Raw genomic sequence first — 15,107 nt, 5'->3', positions numbered from 1 at the left:
TCGGCCGGTCCGAGTCCGCTCCTTCGCGGCAATTTCGCCTCAACCTCGACCTCAGCTTGAGTATTGTCGAGGCAGGTTCTGGCAATCACCTCAAAATGCAGGACGTTTCCAGGCACCTTCAGGCCGATCGCAGCTTGCGGCGCATCCCTCTCACCCCCGGTCAGCGGGCAAATGGGGGCCATCTGGTCCACTCCACGGTCGGACGCGGAGGGCACCGGTCCACCGCGTCCGGGAGCATCAGGATTGCGTCGGCTGCGCGTAGATTTCCTGCAGGCTCACGACCGCGGGCTCCCCGTGTGTCGCGGCGGCGATCGCCCGCACGGCGGCGACCGCTCCGGACATCGTCGTGATGCACGGGATGCGACGGGCGACCGCAGCGCTGCGGATCTCATACCCGTCGGAGCGGGCTCCGGTGCCGCGTGGCGTGTTGATCACCAGGGCGACATCCCCGCGCGCGATCGCGTCGATCACGTGGGGTGAGCCCTCCCCGAGCTTGTTGATCGTCTCCGCCGGAATACCCATCCGGTTGAGCGCCTGAGCGGTCCCGCGGGTCGCGATCAGGGCGAACCCGAGGTCGTGGAGCGCAATCGCCAGCCCCGTGGCGGCCGCCTTGTCCTGATCGGCGACGGTGATGAACACCGTGCCGGAGTTCGGCAGACGAGCTCCCGCGGCGGCCTGGGCCTTGGCGAAGGCGGTCGGGAAGTCCTGGGCGATCCCCATCACCTCACCGGTGGACCGCATCTCGGGACCGAGCAGGACGTCGCTGCCACTGAAGCGGTCGAAGGGGAGCACGGCCTCCTTCACGCACACATGCGTACGCGCGGGGTCGGCCGGCAGTTCCATCTCGGAGAGGCGCGCGCCGAGCAGGATCCGGCAGGCGAGCTTGGCCACCGGGATGCCGATCGCTTTGGAGACGAACGGGACGGTGCGGGAGGCCCGCGGGTTCGCTTCGATCACGTGCAAGCCCTCGGAGGCGTGGATGGCAAACTGCACGTTGAGCAGCCCGACCACCCCGAGAGCCCGGGCCAGACCGGCGGTCTGATCCCGGATCTGGGCGAGCATCTCCTCGCCGAGGCTGTGCGGGGGCAGCACGCAGGCGGAGTCGCCCGAGTGGATGCCGGCCTCCTCGACGTGCTGCATGATGCCGGCGATCCAGACGTCCTCACCGTCGCAGAGAGCGTCGACGTCGACCTCGATCGAGTCCTCGAGGAACCGGTCGAGGTAGATCGTCGTGCCGCTCGCGGTTCCGACCCGGCTGAGGTAGTCCGCCAGGCCGTCGGCGTCGTAGACGATCTCCATCGCCCGCCCGCCGAGGACGTAGGATGGGCGCACGAGCAACGGGAAGCCGACGGATCGGGCGCGCTCGATCGCCTCCTCGGGCGACTCGGCGGTCGCGTAGGCCGGCGCCCGGTAGCCGAGGCGGTCGAGAAGCGGGCCGAACCGAGAGCGATCCTCGGCGAGATCGATCGCCTCGGGGCTCGTTCCGAGGATCGGGATCCCTGCCGCTCGCAGACCCGCCGCGAGCTTGAGCGGAGTCTGCCCGCCGAACTGGACGATCACCCCCTCGGGCTGCTCGAGCTCACAGACGGCGGTGACGTCCTCCAGGGTGAGCGGCTCGAAGTACAGCCGGTCAGAGGTGTCGTAGTCGGTGGAGACGGTCTCGGGGTTGCAGTTGATCATCACGGCATCCCGGTCCGATTCGCGCACCGTCTGGGCAGCGTGGACGCAGCAGTAGTCGAACTCGATCCCCTGGCCGATCCGGTTCGGCCCGCTGCCGAGGATGACGACGCTCGGGCGGGACCCGCGCACGACCTCATGGGCCGGGCGGGGAGCGCCGTCCGGGCCGGACGGGGTGGGACGCTCCCACCCCGAGTAGAAGTACGGGGTCGAGGCGGCGAACTCCGCGGCGCAGGTGTCGACGGCCTTGTAGGTCCGCTCGCCGCGGAACGGAGCCTCCGGATCGGCGGCCAGTTCAGCGAGCTCACGCAGGAACCACGGGTGGATCTGGGTTCGCCGGTGCAGCTCGGCCGGGGTCACCCCCCGGCGCAGGGCCTCCAGCACGCAGTCAAAGCGCTCAGCCCCCGGGATCGCACACAGGGCGAGGAGCTCCTCATCCGCCTCGGGCATCACCGTCCGGGCGTCCAGCTCACGCGAGCGCAGTGCCTTGGCGAAGGCCTGCTTGAAAGTTCGGCCGATCGCCATCGCTTCTCCGACGGATTTCATGTGCGTCGTGAGATCCGTCGCGGTCCCCGGGAACTTCTCGAACGCGAACCGTGGCCATTTGACCACGCAATAGTCGAGGGCCGGCTCGAAGCTGGCCGGCGTCGCCCGGGTGATGTCGTTGGTGATCTCCGCGAGCGTGTAGCCGACCGCGAGCCGCGCGGCGATCTTGGCGATCGGAAATCCCGTCGCCTTGGAGGCCAGCGCACTGGACCGGGACACCCGCGGGTTCATCTCGATGACGATGATCTCCTCGGTCGCGGGGTTCACCGCGAACTGCACGTTGGAGCCCCCCGTCTCAACCCCGATCGCCCGGATCACGGTGATCGCCTGATCGCGCAGGCGCTGGTAGAGGTGATCCGGGAGGGTCTGCTGAGGGGCGACGCAGACGCTATCACCGGTGTGCACGCCCATCGGGTCGAGGTTCTCGATTGAGGCGACGATCACGACATTGTCGGTGTGATCGCGCATCACCTCCAGCTCGAACTCGCCCCAGCCGAGCACCGATTCGTCGATCAGCAGCTGACTGATCGGCGAAACATCGAGTCCGCGCTCGATCACCGGTGCGATCTCCGCCTCACTATGGATGACGCCGCCGCCGGCACCGCCGAGGGTGAAGGCCGGTCGCACGATCACCGGGAGGCCGATCTCGGCGATCGCAGCGCGGGCTTCGGCAAGGGAGTGCGCGATCGCCGAGCGTGGCACCCGCAGCCCCGCCTCGAGCATCGTCGTCCGGAACCGCTCACGGTCCTCGCCCCGGTCGATCGCCTCGTAGTTGGCGCCGATCAGCTCGACGCCGTAGCGGGCGAGTGTCCCGTCCTCGTGGAGGGTCTTGGCGAGGTTGAGCGCGGTCTGGCCGCCGAGGGTGGCCAGCAGCGCGTCCGGCCGCTCACGGGCGATGATCTGAGTGAGCGGCCCGGGCAGGAGCGGCTCGACGTAGGTCGTCGTGGCGATCTCCGGATCCGTCATGATCGTCGCCGGGTTGGAGTTGACCAGGACGACCTCATATCCCTCGGCCATCAGGACGCGGGCGGCCTGGGTCCCCGAGTAGTCGAACTCGGCCGCCTGGCCGATGACGATCGGCCCCGAGCCGATCAGCAGGATCTTGGTGATGTCGGTGCGAGCGGGCATCAGGCGGTGATCGACTCCGGAGGCTCGGGGGTGGATTGCCGGGAGCGGATCTCGGCGATGAAACGGTCGAACAGGTACAGCGAGTCGTTGGGACCGGGACCCGCCTCCGGGTGGTACTGGACGGTGGCGGCCGGGACCTCGAGGAGGCGAAGCCCCTCGACGGTGCGGTCATAGAGATTGATGTGGGTAAGTTCGGCGGCCCCGAAGTCCGTCTCCCAGCGCACCGGCTCATCCACGTCGACGGTGCGGGCACCATCTGGGCCGAGCACGGCGAACCCGTGGTTCTGGGCGGTGATCTCCGTGCGGCCCGTGGTGAGATCGCGCACGGGATGGTTGGCCCCGTGGTGTCCGAAGGTGAGCTTGTAGGTCTCCAGGCCGATCGCCCGGCAAAGCAGCTGGTGGCCGAGACAGATGCCGTAGACCGGCCGGCGCCCGATCAGCCCGCGGACCGTGTCGACGATGTCAGCGAGTGCCGCCGGGTCGCCGGGGCCGTTGGCGAGGAAAAACGCGTCAGCGTCCGTGTCGAGCAGTTCCGCGGCGGTGACGCCGCGCGGGTGACGGGTCACCTCGGCGCCCCGCCGGGTGAGCTCGCGCACGATCGACGCCTTCACCCCGGTGTCGATCATCGCGATGCGCACGCCCTGCCCGCCTCCGGTCTCGGCGCTCACCCGGAGCGGCGTGGCCGGGCTCACGTCGTGGGTGAGGTCACGTCCGGCCATCGGCGGCTCGGCGGCGATGAGACGCCGAGCGTGCGCCTCGTCGACGCTGGCGGGAAACACGCCGCCGGCCATCGCTCCCGCCTCCCGGATGTGGCGGACGAGCGCCCGCGTGTCGAGGTCGGTGATCGCGGGAATGTCGTGGCCCGTGAGCCAGTCCAGCCACCCCGGCTCCTGACCGAGGATGTCGGGCTGGTTGACGCCGGCGCGCATGATCACCGCGCGGGCGTGGACGGAGTCTGACTCCATCGCCGTCGGGCTGACGCCGTAGTTGCCGATCTGGGGGGCCGTGAAGGTGACGAGCTGACCGGCGTAGCTGGGATCGGTGACCGTCTCCTGGTAGCCGGACATCGAGGTGGTGAAGACGATCTCACCGACTGCGGGGCGTTCCGCCCCGCAGGACTCGCCATCAAACCGGGCTCCGTCGGCCAACAGCACGTATGCGCCGCTCATCTGTCCTCCTGTCGGTGTGGGTGACCGCCGTCTGCGGTGGCCCGGAAGGCGACCTGGCCGGCCGCGATGGTCAGGTCGACGACGCCCCACAGGCGCCGTCCGTCAAAGCAGCAGTTGGCCGACCGGGAGCGGTACCCGTGCGCCCCGACCACCCAGCGACCCTCGAGGTTGATGAGGACGAGGTTGGCCGGCACGCCCGGCTGGATCGTTGGCGGCGCGAGCCCGAACGGCTCACCGCCGGCGCTGAGACGCTCGACGACGAGGGCGAGGCTGAGGACCCCGGGGCGAACGAGCTCGGAGAACACTGCGGCGAAGGCGGTCTCGAGGCCGGTGGTGCCCATCGGCGCCTGCTCGAGCGGCTGCTCCTTCTCGTGGCGGGCGTGGGGAGCGTGATCGGTCGCGATGCAGGTGAGCAGCCCGCTGCGGAGCCCGTCGACGATCGCTTGGCGGTCCGCCTCCGTCCGCAGCGGCGGGTTCATCTTCAGACGCGTGTCAAGGCCGGTCAGCGCCTCATCCGTGAGGGTGAGGTGGTGTGGGGTGGCCTCCGCTGAGATCCGTACACCGGAGGTGTCCGCGCGAATGCGGGCGTCGCCGAGCGCCTCCACCGACTCGGCCGCCGAGACATGCTGGAAGTGCACCGCGGCTTCTTCATACCGGGCGAGCGCGGCGTCACGGGCGATGAACGTCGATTCACTGACCGAGGGGATGCCGGCGAGGCCGAGCCGCGCCGACACGGCTCCCTCATGCATCACGCCCGCCCCGGACAGCTCGGGATCCTCCTCATGGAGGGCGAGCGCCCCGCCGACGAGGCGCTGGTACTGCAGCGCCCGCCGGAGCAGCCCCGCCGACGTCACCGGTTTGCCGTCATCGGTGAAGCCGAGTGCTCCCGCGTCCCGGAGCGCCGCCATCTCGGTGAGCTCGCGCCCGCCGAGGCCGACGGTGATCGCCGCGAGAAAACCGGTGGGAATCCGCGCCTCGGCGCGGGCGGTGGCGATCACCGCCTCGAGGATGGGAACGCTGTCGATCGGCGGTGCCGTGTTCGGCATCGCGATGATCGACACGAAGCCACCGGCGGCGGCGGCGGTCGTTCCGGTGCGGACGTCCTCCTTGTACTCTTGGCCGGGACTGCGCAGGTGGACATGCGGGTCGACAAACCCCGGGAAGAGGTGGCGGCCGCGACCGTCCACACGCTCGCTCCCAGCGGGCGCTTCGAGACTGTCCGCCGGGGCGACTTCGGCGACCATCCCGCCCCTGATGAGTACGTCACGCGCACCGTCGATGCCGCTGCGCGGGTCGAGCACATAGACGCTGGAGATGAGCAGGTCCGCAGGCGGTCCGGCCGCCTGGAACTGTCGTAGTCGCGAGTCGTTCATGCGACCGCCGCCAGCCGTGGCGACCCGACGAGCAGTTCGTAGAGAACGGCCATCCGCACGGCAACCCCCGCCTTGACCTGCTCTCCGATCAGCGAAACCGCCGAGTCGATCACGTCGGCGGACAGCTCGACGCCGCGGTTCACCGGCCCGGGGTGCATCACGAGCTGTCCGGGGCGCAGTCGGCCCGGGTTGATCTGGTAGCGCTGGGCGTACTCGCGCAAGGTCGGGATGTAGGCCGCCTCCATCCGCTCCTGCTGCATCCGCAGGACGTAGACGACGTCCGCGTCAGCAAGCGCGTCGAGCTGAGGGGTGACCTCGACGCCGAGCTGCTCGATCCCCCTTGGGAGCAGGGTCGGCGGACCGGCAAGGGTGACGCGCGCGCCCATCGCCTGGAAGGCGAGGATGTTCGAGCGCGCCACCCGGCTGTGGAGAACGTCCCCGACGATCCAGATCGATCGACCCTCGAGCGGCCCGATCCGCTGGCGGAGGGTGAAGACGTCGAGCAGCGCCTGGGTCGGATGTTCGTGCTTTCCGTCTCCGGCGTTGACGACGCTCGCCTCCGTCCAGCCGGCCACCAGGGACGCCGCGCCGACGTGGGGGGAGCGGATGACGATCGCCGCGGGGTCGTAGGCTGACAGCGTCTCGACCGTGTCGCGCAGCGACTCGCCCTTGTCGACGCTCGATCCGGACGCGCGGATGCTCACGACGTCGGCGGACAGGCGCTTGGCGGCCAGCTCGAAGCTGGAACTCGTCCGCGTGCTCGATTCGTAGAAGAGGTTCACGACGGTTCGACCGCGCAGGGCGGGCACCTTCTTGATCTCGCGGCCGGAGACCTCGGCGAAGGAGAGGGCGCGATCGAGGATCCGCTCGATTCCGGCCCGGCCAAGGTCCCCGATCGAAAGGAGATGCCTGAGGGGTTGACTCATCCGGCCACCCGCTCCCCAGCTGGGATGATCGCGACCTCGTCGCTGCCATCGACCTCGAGCACCCGTACGTTCACCCGCTCGTTGTGGGCCGTCGGCAAATTCTTGCCGATGAAGTCGGGCCGGATCGGCAGTTCGCGGTGTCCGCGGTCCACGAGTGTGGCGAGTTGCACCGCGGCGGGCCGCCCGTAGTCGAAGAGAACGTCGATCGCCGCCCGAACCGTCCGGCCCGTGTAGAGGACGTCGTCAACGATGACGATGGTCGCTCCGGTGACCGCAAACTCGAGTTCGGTCGCGTGGACCACGGGGGCGGCGGCACCGCCGCGCCGACCGAGGTCGTCCCGGTAGAAGCTGATGTCGACGCTGCCGAGGGGGATCGCAACCCCGGCAAGTGCACTGGTCAACGCGTGGATCCGCTGGGCGAGAACGGCGCCGCGCCGGTGGATGCCGACGATCGCCAGCGGGTGTGCGACGGCATCGTGGGCGGCCGGATCGGGGGGCGGGTTCCGCTCGATGATCTCGTGGGCGATGCGCACGAGCGTGCGAGACATCGCGTCACGGTCGAGCGCGACCGAACGGTCGGGCATGACGACGGATTTTCCTTCCTGGCCTCACGGGACCGGGTTAAAGGGACTGACTCCTCTGACACTAGCAGTGGCTCCGGCGGCGCACCGGCGGCCTGAGCCGAGGCGTGGGCCGCGATCGCGCAACGGGGACGATCAGGCTCGCGTCGTCGCGTCGACCGTGCCGGTCACCGGCTCGGCTTGGCCCCCTGCCGGGCGCGCGGACCGCCCGCGCGCGACGGCCTCCCCGGACGGGTCCGCCGGGTCTGTCCAGTGCAGGAGGGCGGGGCCTCCCCGCTCGGGAAGGGGCAGCTCGACGGTGTCGAAGTCCCGCGGCACAACGGTGGCGGCGAAGATCTCGCGAGCTTCTTCACGGATCACCCGGGGCGGGTAGCGGATCGACAGATGCGTGAGGGCGAGCAGCTTGACTTCGGCGCTCCGGGCGATCCCGGCCGCCTGGGCGGCCGTGGAGTGACCGGTCTCGTGGGCGCGCTCGGCCTCCTCAATCGCGAAGGTCGCCTCATGGATGAGCAGGTCCGCGCCGGTTGCCGCCTCAGCGAGAGCCGAGCAGGGGCGTGTGTCACCGGACAAGACAACCTTGCGGCCCGGGCGCGCGGGCCCGACGACGGCCTCGGGGGCCACCCCGTCGACGGTCTCCCCGCGCTGCAGACGTCCCCACGCGGGTCCCTCCGGCACGCCCAGCGCCCGTGCGGCGACTGGGTCGAATACGCCGGGCCGGGTCAGTTCCTCCAGCACGTAGGCGTACGCCGGTCCGCGGTGGGCGACCGGGACCACCGTGATGTCGTAGCCGTCCCGCTCGATCACCTCACCAGGCTCGATCTCGTCGACATACAGCGGGTAACCGGTCCGACCGGCATGCACCATCACGTCCTTGACGAGGGCTCGCAGACCCCGCGGTCCCTGGACGCGCAGCGGCAGCTCGCGCCCGCGCAGGTCGTAGGTCTTCAGCAGCCCGGGAAGGCCCAGCCAGTGATCGGCGTGCAGGTGGGTGATGAGGATCTCGTCGACGTCGGTGAGCCCAAGCGAACGGACGAGCTGGCGCTGAGTCCCCTCCCCACAGTCGACGAGGATGCGGTCCCCGCCGCGACGAATGAGCGTGGCGGGAAGGCCTCTGCGGAGGGTCGGTTGTGAGCCCCCCGTCCCAATGAAGAACACAGACAGATCCACGTCGCCAGTATGTACGCTCGCAGGCGATGCCTCTCATCCGCCGGTTGCCGCTCTGGTTCCGCTACGTCGTGACCTTCGCGGTCGCCGCGGTGCTGTTCATCGCACTCGTCCACTACGTGACCAAGAACACGGCGCCGTTGCAGGCCCCCCCGCAGGCGCCCAACGCCGGCCAGCTGAGCCAGGAACAGCACCAGGACCGGATCGTCGTCGAGCAACAGCAGGCGCCGCATCGACTCCGCGTTCCCGCGGCCACCCCGCCGGTCGCCGCCGCCCGCGCCGTGGCCGCCTACATGGCCTACGAGGTCGCCCACGGGTTCATCGCGGGTCCCGTCGACGGCCAGGCGAGCTGTCACGGGTCGGGGAGCGGTGCACGGATCGCCCTCACCTGCAACATCCACGCCGGCAGCCGGATCACCCGGCTGCGGTATCCCTTTGACGTCGTCGTCGTGCCGAGCACGGGTGAAGTCACCTACTGCCAGGTCGTCACCCCGCCGATCCCCAGCCTGCGCGTTCCGGTCAGCCCGGCGTGCCGCTGACGCGGCGCTCAGGGCCGGTCCGTGAGACCGAGCGCCCCGGCGATCGCCGACCACTCGGCGTCCGGAACCCCACTGACCCCGACGGTCTGCAGGCAGACGTGATCGGCCCCCGCCTCAAGATGCGCGCGGGCCCGGGCGGCCAGCTCGGCGGCGTCGCCGTGCGGGACGACCGTGTCGATGAGCCGCTGAGAACCGCCGTCGCGGACATCCTCGGGCGTGAACTCGAAGCGAAGCAGGTTGTTGACGTAGTTTTCCAGTCCCAGATAGAGCTGAGCGTAGGAGCGCGCGGCCGCCCGGGCCCGCTCGCTGTCACGGTCGAGCACGACAGCGAGCTCGGGGGCCAGCAGCGCGCCGCCCGGAAGGTGGGAGCGGGCAAAGGCGGTGTGGGTCGCGGAGGTGAAGTACGGAATCGAGCCGAGTGTCCGCTGGGCGCTCAGCTCGAGCATCTTCGGCCCGAGCGCGGCGAGGATCATCCGCTCCGGCGGGACCGGTGCCGGGGCGGTCGCGATCGCGTCGAGGAACGCTCTCATCGCACGGAGCGGACGTGCGTACCGGGCAGTCGCCTCCGGATGACCGACCCCGAGGCCGACGAGGAACCGGCCGGGAAAATCCACCTCAAGGGCGTGGAACTCGCTCACTAGCCGTTCGGGCTCGGGATAGGCCCACAGGTTGACGATGCTCGTGGCCACTGTCAGCTGCGCTGAAGCCTCAAGAAAGGGACGGAGCGCCGACAACGGCGGCGAGCCGCCGAGCCAGAGCACGCCGAAGCCGAGCCGCTCCGCAACTTTGGCCGCCTCGGCGGCGTTGTCGTTCCCAAGTGAGCGCAGCGATGTCCACACGCCGTAACGGGTCAGCTCCACGCCAACGATCCTGTCAGTTTCGGGCCGTCGCAGCGTCGCTTCTCACCTGCCTCCTTCTCGGCCTCGCTGTCACGCCCGGACACGCGGACGCGCAGACGACCAACGGTCAGGCCGACGCCGGGGCGCTGCAGGCCTACCACCGCTATCTCAGCGTCCTCGCGGGGCCGGTCGGGGCCCAGGGGGCTCACCGTGCAGAAGCGGTCGTCACCGACGTGTCCGACGGCTGCGCCGACGCGCTCGCCCCGACGAATCGTCTCTCCCCCGGCCAGATGGACGCGAGCGCCTTCAGCGCGTTCGGCGCCGAGGTCGACGACACGCTCACACTCGCCCAGATCTCGGCCGGCCTCCCCGCCCTCGGCCGTCTCAGTGCCGCCCTCTCCCGCCTCAGCTGGCCCGACGGCGCCGCCGGCGGCGTCATTGGACGGTTCCTCACGGCCGAACACCACCTCGTCAAGCTCGCGCCTCCGTCGCTGTGTGCCGACGCGACGACGCTCGGTGTCGCCCCGCTCAGCGAGCCCGCGGGCACCCGCCGATTTCTGCCCCGCTATCGTCCCGCGATGGCCGCCGCCGAGTCCGCGCTCGGCGCCTTCCGTGCCCTGTTGAGCCGCTACGCGAGCACCGGGGAGGGCCGCCTGCTCAGCTCGATCAATCTGCTTGCCGCGCGGTACGCGCGGAACGCGGCCGCAACCAACCGGACGGCGGCCGGGACAATCCTTACGGAGCTCGGAATCCGCTCCTGAACCACCCGCCCGCCGCACCGGCCCGGATACCCTTGGTCCATGCTCGGATTGTTCTCCTCCAAGATGGTGATGGTCGGTCCGGCGGATGCGCTGCCGGGCCGTGACGTCGAGATGCCCGTCCCCGACCGACACGCGGTTCTCGGTACGCCGCTGCGATGCCCGTGGCCGGCCGGCCTGGAGACCGCGGTCCTCGCCCTCGGCTGCTTCTGGGGGGCTGAGAAGACCTTCTGGCAGCTCGACGGCGTGTACTCGACCGCAGTCGGCTACAGCGGAGGGTTCACTCCGAACCCGAGCTACGAGGAGGTGTGCAGCGCTCGCACCGGCCACACCGAATCGGTGCTCGTCGTGTTCGATCCGGCCCGGATCTCCTATGCCACGCTGCTGAAAACCTTCTGGGAGGAGCACGATCCGACCCAGGGGATGCGACAGGGCAACGACGTCGGCAGTCAGTACCGGTCGGCGATCTTCGTTGCCGACGAGCGCCAGGGAGAGACCGCGGAAGCCTCCGCAGCCGCCTACGGCCAGCAGTTACTGGCCGCCGGATACGGTGCGATCACCACGGAGATCCGTGAGCTCGCTCCCTTCTACTACGCCGAGGCTTATCACCAGCAGTACCTCCACAAGGTGCCCAACGGGTACTGCCCCGCTCACGGGACCGGTGTCGCCTGCCCGATCGGGCTCGGCCTCCAGGCGGACTGACCGGGGCCGAGAGCCGGACCGTCGCGATCCTGCCGGCTCGGGGGGCCCGATGGTCCGGGCCCCGAGCGCTGCAGCGGGCGCGAATGGGAGAGGGCCAGCTAACCTGTGCTGGGCCACGCGCCCGTGGCCCAGTGGATAAGGCGCCGCCCTCCGGAGGCGGAGATCGCAGGTTCGAATCCTGCCGGGCGCACTGGGGCGGGGCGGCGTGCCCCGCCCGCGTCCGGGCGGTGCGTACGCCTCAGCGGATCGCCGAGCGCAGCATCCACGCCTGCTTCTCAGCGGCGAGCAGGATCGCGTGCAGGAGGTCGGCGCTCGCCGGGTCCTCCGCGTCGACGATGTCGTGGTGGGAGCGGATCGCCTTCCCTGCGGCGCCGATGCGCTCCTCGATCAACGCGACGGTGTCGTGCACGCTCTGCTCCCCGGTCGGATAGGGCGGCAGTGAAGTCGTCTCAGCGACCGTCTCCTCACGACCGTCGGCGACGTGCCCGAGGGCCCGCAGTCGCTCGGCGACGGTGTCGGCCGCGTCGCGTGCCTCGGCGGTGATCTCATCGAGCTGGAGATGGATTTCGCGAAAGCCGGGGCCGATGAGGTTCCAGTGGGCCTGCTTGGCCTGAAGGTGGAGGGCGACCTGATCGACGAGGGTCTGCTGCAGCGCGCGCGCGAGGGGCTCGGACGCGGTGATCGGGGCGGACGGTGTCTCTAGCGCCATGGGGATCCTCCTCAAGAAGGGGTCGGTAACTCTTTCCTTTCCTACCCAGCGCGCGCCCGCGTAACCCGCCTCCGCCCGCCTGGCTCGCCCCAGGCGGGCGCAGCGGCGGCGTCAGCCGCCGGCGACCGCGGGGAGGATCGTCACCTGAGCCCCGTCGCCGACGGGCGTGTCGAGGCCGGCGAGGAAGCGGATGTCCTCCCCGGCCACGTAGACGTTGACGAACCGGCGCAGGCCGGTGTCGTCGCTGATCCGTGCCCGCAGTTCGCCGAAGCGGGCAAACAGCGCGTCGAGGACCTCCGCGACGGTTGTCGCCTCGACGCTGACGGTCGCCGCACCGTCGGTGACATTGCGCAGCTGGGCTGGGATCTTCACCGTCACCGCCATGTCAGTGGACCGCCCCGGTTCGCGCGCTGACCCCGACCGGTCCGACGGCCCCGGCCCGCTCGGCCGCCGCGGCCTCAAAGGCGGCGACGGAGGCGTCGATCTGCCAGGCCGAGAAGGTCCCGCGGACGGCGTCGAGCGTCTTCAGGCCCTCCCCGGTGATGACGATCACGACCCGCTCATCCGGACCGATCTCGCCGCGGGCGGCGAGCTTGGCGAGCACCGCGGTCGTGACCCCCCCGGCCGTCTCGGTGAACACCCCGGTCGTCTGGGCCAGGAGCCGGATGCCGGCGCGGATCTCCTCGTCACTGACCGAGTCGATCCGACCGCCGCTGGCGCGGGCCAGGTCGAGCGCGTAGGGGCCGTCCGCCGGGTTGCCGATCGCCAGCGACTTGGCGATCGTGTCCGGCTTGACCGGCCGGCAGAAGTCCAGACCGGCCGCGAAGGCCTGGGCGACCGGCGAGCAGCCGTCGGCCTGGGCGCCGTTGAAGATCGGCAGCTCGCCCTCGAGCAGGCCGGCATCGATCCACTCAGTGAACCCACGGGCGATCTTGGTGAACAGCGATCCGGAGGCGATCGGGGCGACGATCCGGTCGGGCAGCTCGAAGTTGAGCTGTTCTGCGATCTCGAAGGCGAGCGTCTTGGACCCCTCCGCGTAGTAGGGCCGCATGTTGATGTTGACGAACGCCCAGTCGTGGTCGCCCGACAGCTCGGTGCAGAGCCGGTTGACGTCGTCATAGTTGCCCCCGACGGCGACGAGGTTCGTCCCGTACACCCCGGTCGCGAGGATCTTCTGCTCCTCGAGGTCAGAGGGGATGAACACGTAGGACTCCAGCCCGGCCGCCGCCGCGTGGGCGGCGACGGCGTTGGCGAGATTGCCGGTCGAGGCGCACGCGATCGTCTCAAAGCCGAGCTCCCGCGCCCGGGCGAGTGCGACCGAGACGACCCGGTCCTTGAACGAGTGCGTCGGGTTGGCGGCGTCGTTCTTGACCCACACCTCAGCGAGCCCGAGTTCCCGAGCGAGCCGGTCGGCGCGGATCAGCGGGGTCCATCCGGCGGGAAGCGGGTAACCGCGGCCGTCGGTGGGCAGGAAGTCGCCGTAGCGCCAGATCGAGTGTGGGCCCGCCTGGATCCGGCGCTTCAGCTCCCCAGCGTCAGCCGGGTTCGCCGGAGCGTAGGCGACCTCGAGCGGGCCGAAGCACCGCTCACAGACATAGCGTGCGTCGAGCGCATACTCGGTCTGGCATTCCTTGCAGCGAAGTGAAACGGGCGGCATATGTGGACCTCCGCCGGGACGATCTGGTCGGAGGCATCTCAGCCCGCCCTCCCCACATCTCCCAGGCTTGTTGTAGGAGCCTGATGGAATTGGCACCGTGTCCTTGCGGCCGGTTGCCGGGGTTTCGTAGGGCCATATCCCTCCACCCCTCTGGATGCGTACTGCTATGTGCCGGTGAGCGTATCACGCCCTGTGCGCGCTCGCCGGCGGGCGCCGACCTCCGCCCGCCGGCGCTGCCCTGTAGCCTGCTCTCAGCGATGGCCCCGGCGGTGACCGACAGCCCCGAGCAGGTCCCCGTCCCGCTTGTCCGCTCGACCGACGCGCCCCCCAAGCGGCTGCTCGTGATCGTCAACCCGTATGCGACCACGGTGTCGGACCGGCTCCGCAACCTCGTCGTCTACGCGTTGCGGGGCTCCTACCAGGTCGATGCCGTCGACACGGAGCGGCGCCTGCACGCGACCGAGCTGTGCCGCGAGGCGGCTCGCGCTGGCTATGACCTCGTCGTCGCCTTCGGGGGGGATGGCACCGTCAATGAGGCAGCCAACGGGCTCGCTGGATCGGGAGTCCCGCTCACCTGCCTGCCCGGCGGCCGGGTCAACGTCTACTGCCGTGCCCTCGGGATTCCCGCCGACGTCGTCGACGCGACCGAGCATCTGCTCGGCCTTGCCGACGACTGGCACCCGCGGCGGGTCGATCTCGGACGGGTCAACGACCGCTACTTCGTGATCAACGCCGGCGTCGGTCTCGATGCCTCGGTCGTCGAGCAGGTCGACGCCCACCCCCGGCTCAAGAGCCGCTGGGGCGAGTACTACTACGCGACCGTCGCGACGTCGACGTTTCTGCGCCGCTACCTGCGCCGCCCGCCACGGATGACGGTCACCTTCGACGCCCTCGGTCCCGGCGCCGCCGCTGACGCCCGTCTGCCCCACGCGGTCGCCGGGGTGACAACGATCGTCCAGAATGGGACGCCCTACACCTATTTCGGCCGCCGACCGATCGAGCTCGCGCCCGGCGCCACGCTCGACAGCGGAGATCTCGCCGGGGTGGTGCTGAAGCGGACGACCCCGGTCGAGGTGCCGACGGTGAGCTGGCGGATCCTGTCGGCGACCGCCCAGGTCGGGGCTCACCGCCAGGTCGATGCCTTCGCGGGGATCAGCCGCCTCACCGTCGCCAGCCAGGACGGCCGGGCGCTGCCGATCCAGGTGGACGGGGACTACATCGGTACCGCCGACGAAGCGGTCTTCACCGTCGCCGCCGGCGCGCTCACCGTCCTCGCCTGAGCTCCGGCCCGCTTCTCCGCACCGAGCGGCAGAAACCGCTGAGGCCGGGAGGGGGAAAA

Annotated in this window: 14 protein-coding genes, 1 tRNA gene and 1 riboswitch; of the genes, 5 read left to right on the top strand and 10 right to left on the bottom strand. The window is 70.2% G+C overall.

The genetic code is table 11. The annotated features are described in order from the left end of the window. Positions 1-237 precede the first annotated feature (237 nt). The 6 genes from carB to rnz all read right to left on the bottom strand — a co-directional run bounded on the left by carB (position 238) and on the right by rnz (position 8,567). Complete coding sequence (gene carB / locus M3M55_RS11270) at positions 238-3,351, bottom strand: carbamoyl-phosphate synthase large subunit (protein ID WP_249009601.1); 3,114 nt, start codon at positions 3,349-3,351, stop codon at positions 238-240. Further along, on the bottom strand, positions 3,351-4,520 hold the full coding sequence (gene carA / locus M3M55_RS11265) for a glutamine-hydrolyzing carbamoyl-phosphate synthase small subunit (protein ID WP_249009600.1): 1,170 nt from the start codon (positions 4,518-4,520) through the stop codon (positions 3,351-3,353). The genes carB and carA overlap by 1 nt, the downstream gene beginning before the upstream one ends. Next, positions 4,517-5,893, bottom strand: a complete 1,377-nt coding sequence (locus M3M55_RS11260; protein WP_249009599.1) for a dihydroorotase — start codon at positions 5,891-5,893, stop codon at positions 4,517-4,519. The genes carA and M3M55_RS11260 overlap by 4 nt, the downstream gene beginning before the upstream one ends. Further along, complete coding sequence (locus tag M3M55_RS11255) at positions 5,890-6,819, bottom strand: aspartate carbamoyltransferase catalytic subunit (RefSeq protein WP_249009598.1); 930 nt, start codon at positions 6,817-6,819, stop codon at positions 5,890-5,892. The genes M3M55_RS11260 and M3M55_RS11255 overlap by 4 nt, the downstream gene beginning before the upstream one ends. Further along, positions 6,816-7,403: a bifunctional pyr operon transcriptional regulator/uracil phosphoribosyltransferase PyrR gene (gene pyrR, locus M3M55_RS11250; RefSeq protein ID WP_249009597.1), complete on the bottom strand. Its 588-nt coding sequence runs from the start codon at positions 7,401-7,403 to the stop codon at positions 6,816-6,818. The genes M3M55_RS11255 and pyrR overlap by 4 nt, the downstream gene beginning before the upstream one ends. Before the next feature lie 132 nt (positions 7,404-7,535). Next, the gene (rnz, locus tag M3M55_RS11245; RefSeq protein WP_249009596.1) at positions 7,536-8,567 is read right to left on the bottom strand and encodes a ribonuclease Z; all 1,032 of its coding nucleotides are present in this window, start codon (positions 8,565-8,567) and stop codon (positions 7,536-7,538) included. Between the two features lie 26 nt (positions 8,568-8,593). Between rnz and M3M55_RS11240 the strand changes: the two genes are divergently transcribed. Beyond that, a complete protein-coding gene (locus M3M55_RS11240; RefSeq protein WP_249009595.1) occupies positions 8,594-9,103 on the top strand; it encodes a hypothetical protein in 510 nt (169 codons plus the stop codon). Positions 9,104-9,111: 8 nt separating this feature from the next. Here M3M55_RS11240 and M3M55_RS11235 read toward each other — a convergent pair whose 3' ends face one another. After that, the gene (locus M3M55_RS11235; protein ID WP_249009594.1) at positions 9,112-9,963 is read right to left on the bottom strand and encodes a TIGR03620 family F420-dependent LLM class oxidoreductase; all 852 of its coding nucleotides are present in this window, start codon (positions 9,961-9,963) and stop codon (positions 9,112-9,114) included. On the opposite strand from M3M55_RS11235, the gene M3M55_RS11230 reads away from it, so the two are divergent. The 3 genes from M3M55_RS11230 (at position 9,933) to M3M55_RS11220 (ending at position 11,592) form a co-directional block, all read left to right on the top strand. After that, positions 9,933-10,703 carry a hypothetical protein gene (locus M3M55_RS11230; RefSeq protein WP_249009593.1) on the top strand — a complete coding sequence of 257 codons (771 nt, stop codon included), beginning with the start codon at positions 9,933-9,935 and terminating at the stop codon, positions 10,701-10,703. The genes M3M55_RS11235 and M3M55_RS11230 overlap by 31 nt on opposite strands. 39 nt (positions 10,704-10,742) lie before the next feature. Continuing rightward, positions 10,743-11,402, top strand: a complete 660-nt coding sequence (gene msrA / locus M3M55_RS11225; RefSeq protein WP_249009592.1) for a peptide-methionine (S)-S-oxide reductase MsrA — start codon at positions 10,743-10,745, stop codon at positions 11,400-11,402. A gap of 117 nt (positions 11,403-11,519) precedes the next feature. Beyond that, positions 11,520-11,592 (top strand) — tRNA-Arg (locus tag M3M55_RS11220). A gap of 48 nt (positions 11,593-11,640) precedes the next feature. On the opposite strand, the gene M3M55_RS11215 is transcribed toward M3M55_RS11220, so the two are convergent. The 3 genes from M3M55_RS11215 to thrC form a co-directional block, all read right to left on the bottom strand. Further along, the gene (locus M3M55_RS11215) at positions 11,641-12,111 is read right to left on the bottom strand and encodes a Dps family protein (protein WP_249009591.1); all 471 of its coding nucleotides are present in this window, start codon (positions 12,109-12,111) and stop codon (positions 11,641-11,643) included. Between the two features lie 111 nt (positions 12,112-12,222). Next, complete coding sequence (locus M3M55_RS11210; RefSeq protein ID WP_371878697.1) at positions 12,223-12,495, bottom strand: ubiquitin-like small modifier protein 1; 273 nt, start codon at positions 12,493-12,495, stop codon at positions 12,223-12,225. A 1-nt stretch (position 12,496) separates the two neighbouring features. After that, positions 12,497-13,768: a threonine synthase gene (gene thrC, locus M3M55_RS11205; RefSeq protein ID WP_249009589.1), complete on the bottom strand. Its 1,272-nt coding sequence runs from the start codon at positions 13,766-13,768 to the stop codon at positions 12,497-12,499. Between the two features lie 51 nt (positions 13,769-13,819). Continuing rightward, a riboswitch (SAM riboswitch) is annotated at positions 13,820-13,929 on the bottom strand. A gap of 96 nt (positions 13,930-14,025) precedes the next feature. On the opposite strand from thrC, the gene M3M55_RS11200 reads away from it, so the two are divergent. Then, positions 14,026-15,048, top strand: a complete 1,023-nt coding sequence (locus M3M55_RS11200; RefSeq protein ID WP_249009588.1) for a diacylglycerol kinase family protein — start codon at positions 14,026-14,028, stop codon at positions 15,046-15,048. Positions 15,049-15,107: the final 59 nt, after the last annotated feature.

It is taken from the genome of Conexibacter sp. DBS9H8, assembly GCF_023330685.1.
In the GTDB taxonomy this organism is placed as follows: domain Bacteria; phylum Actinomycetota; class Thermoleophilia; order Solirubrobacterales; family Solirubrobacteraceae; genus Palsa-465.
This window is presented reverse-complemented; position numbering and strand designations above follow the sequence as displayed.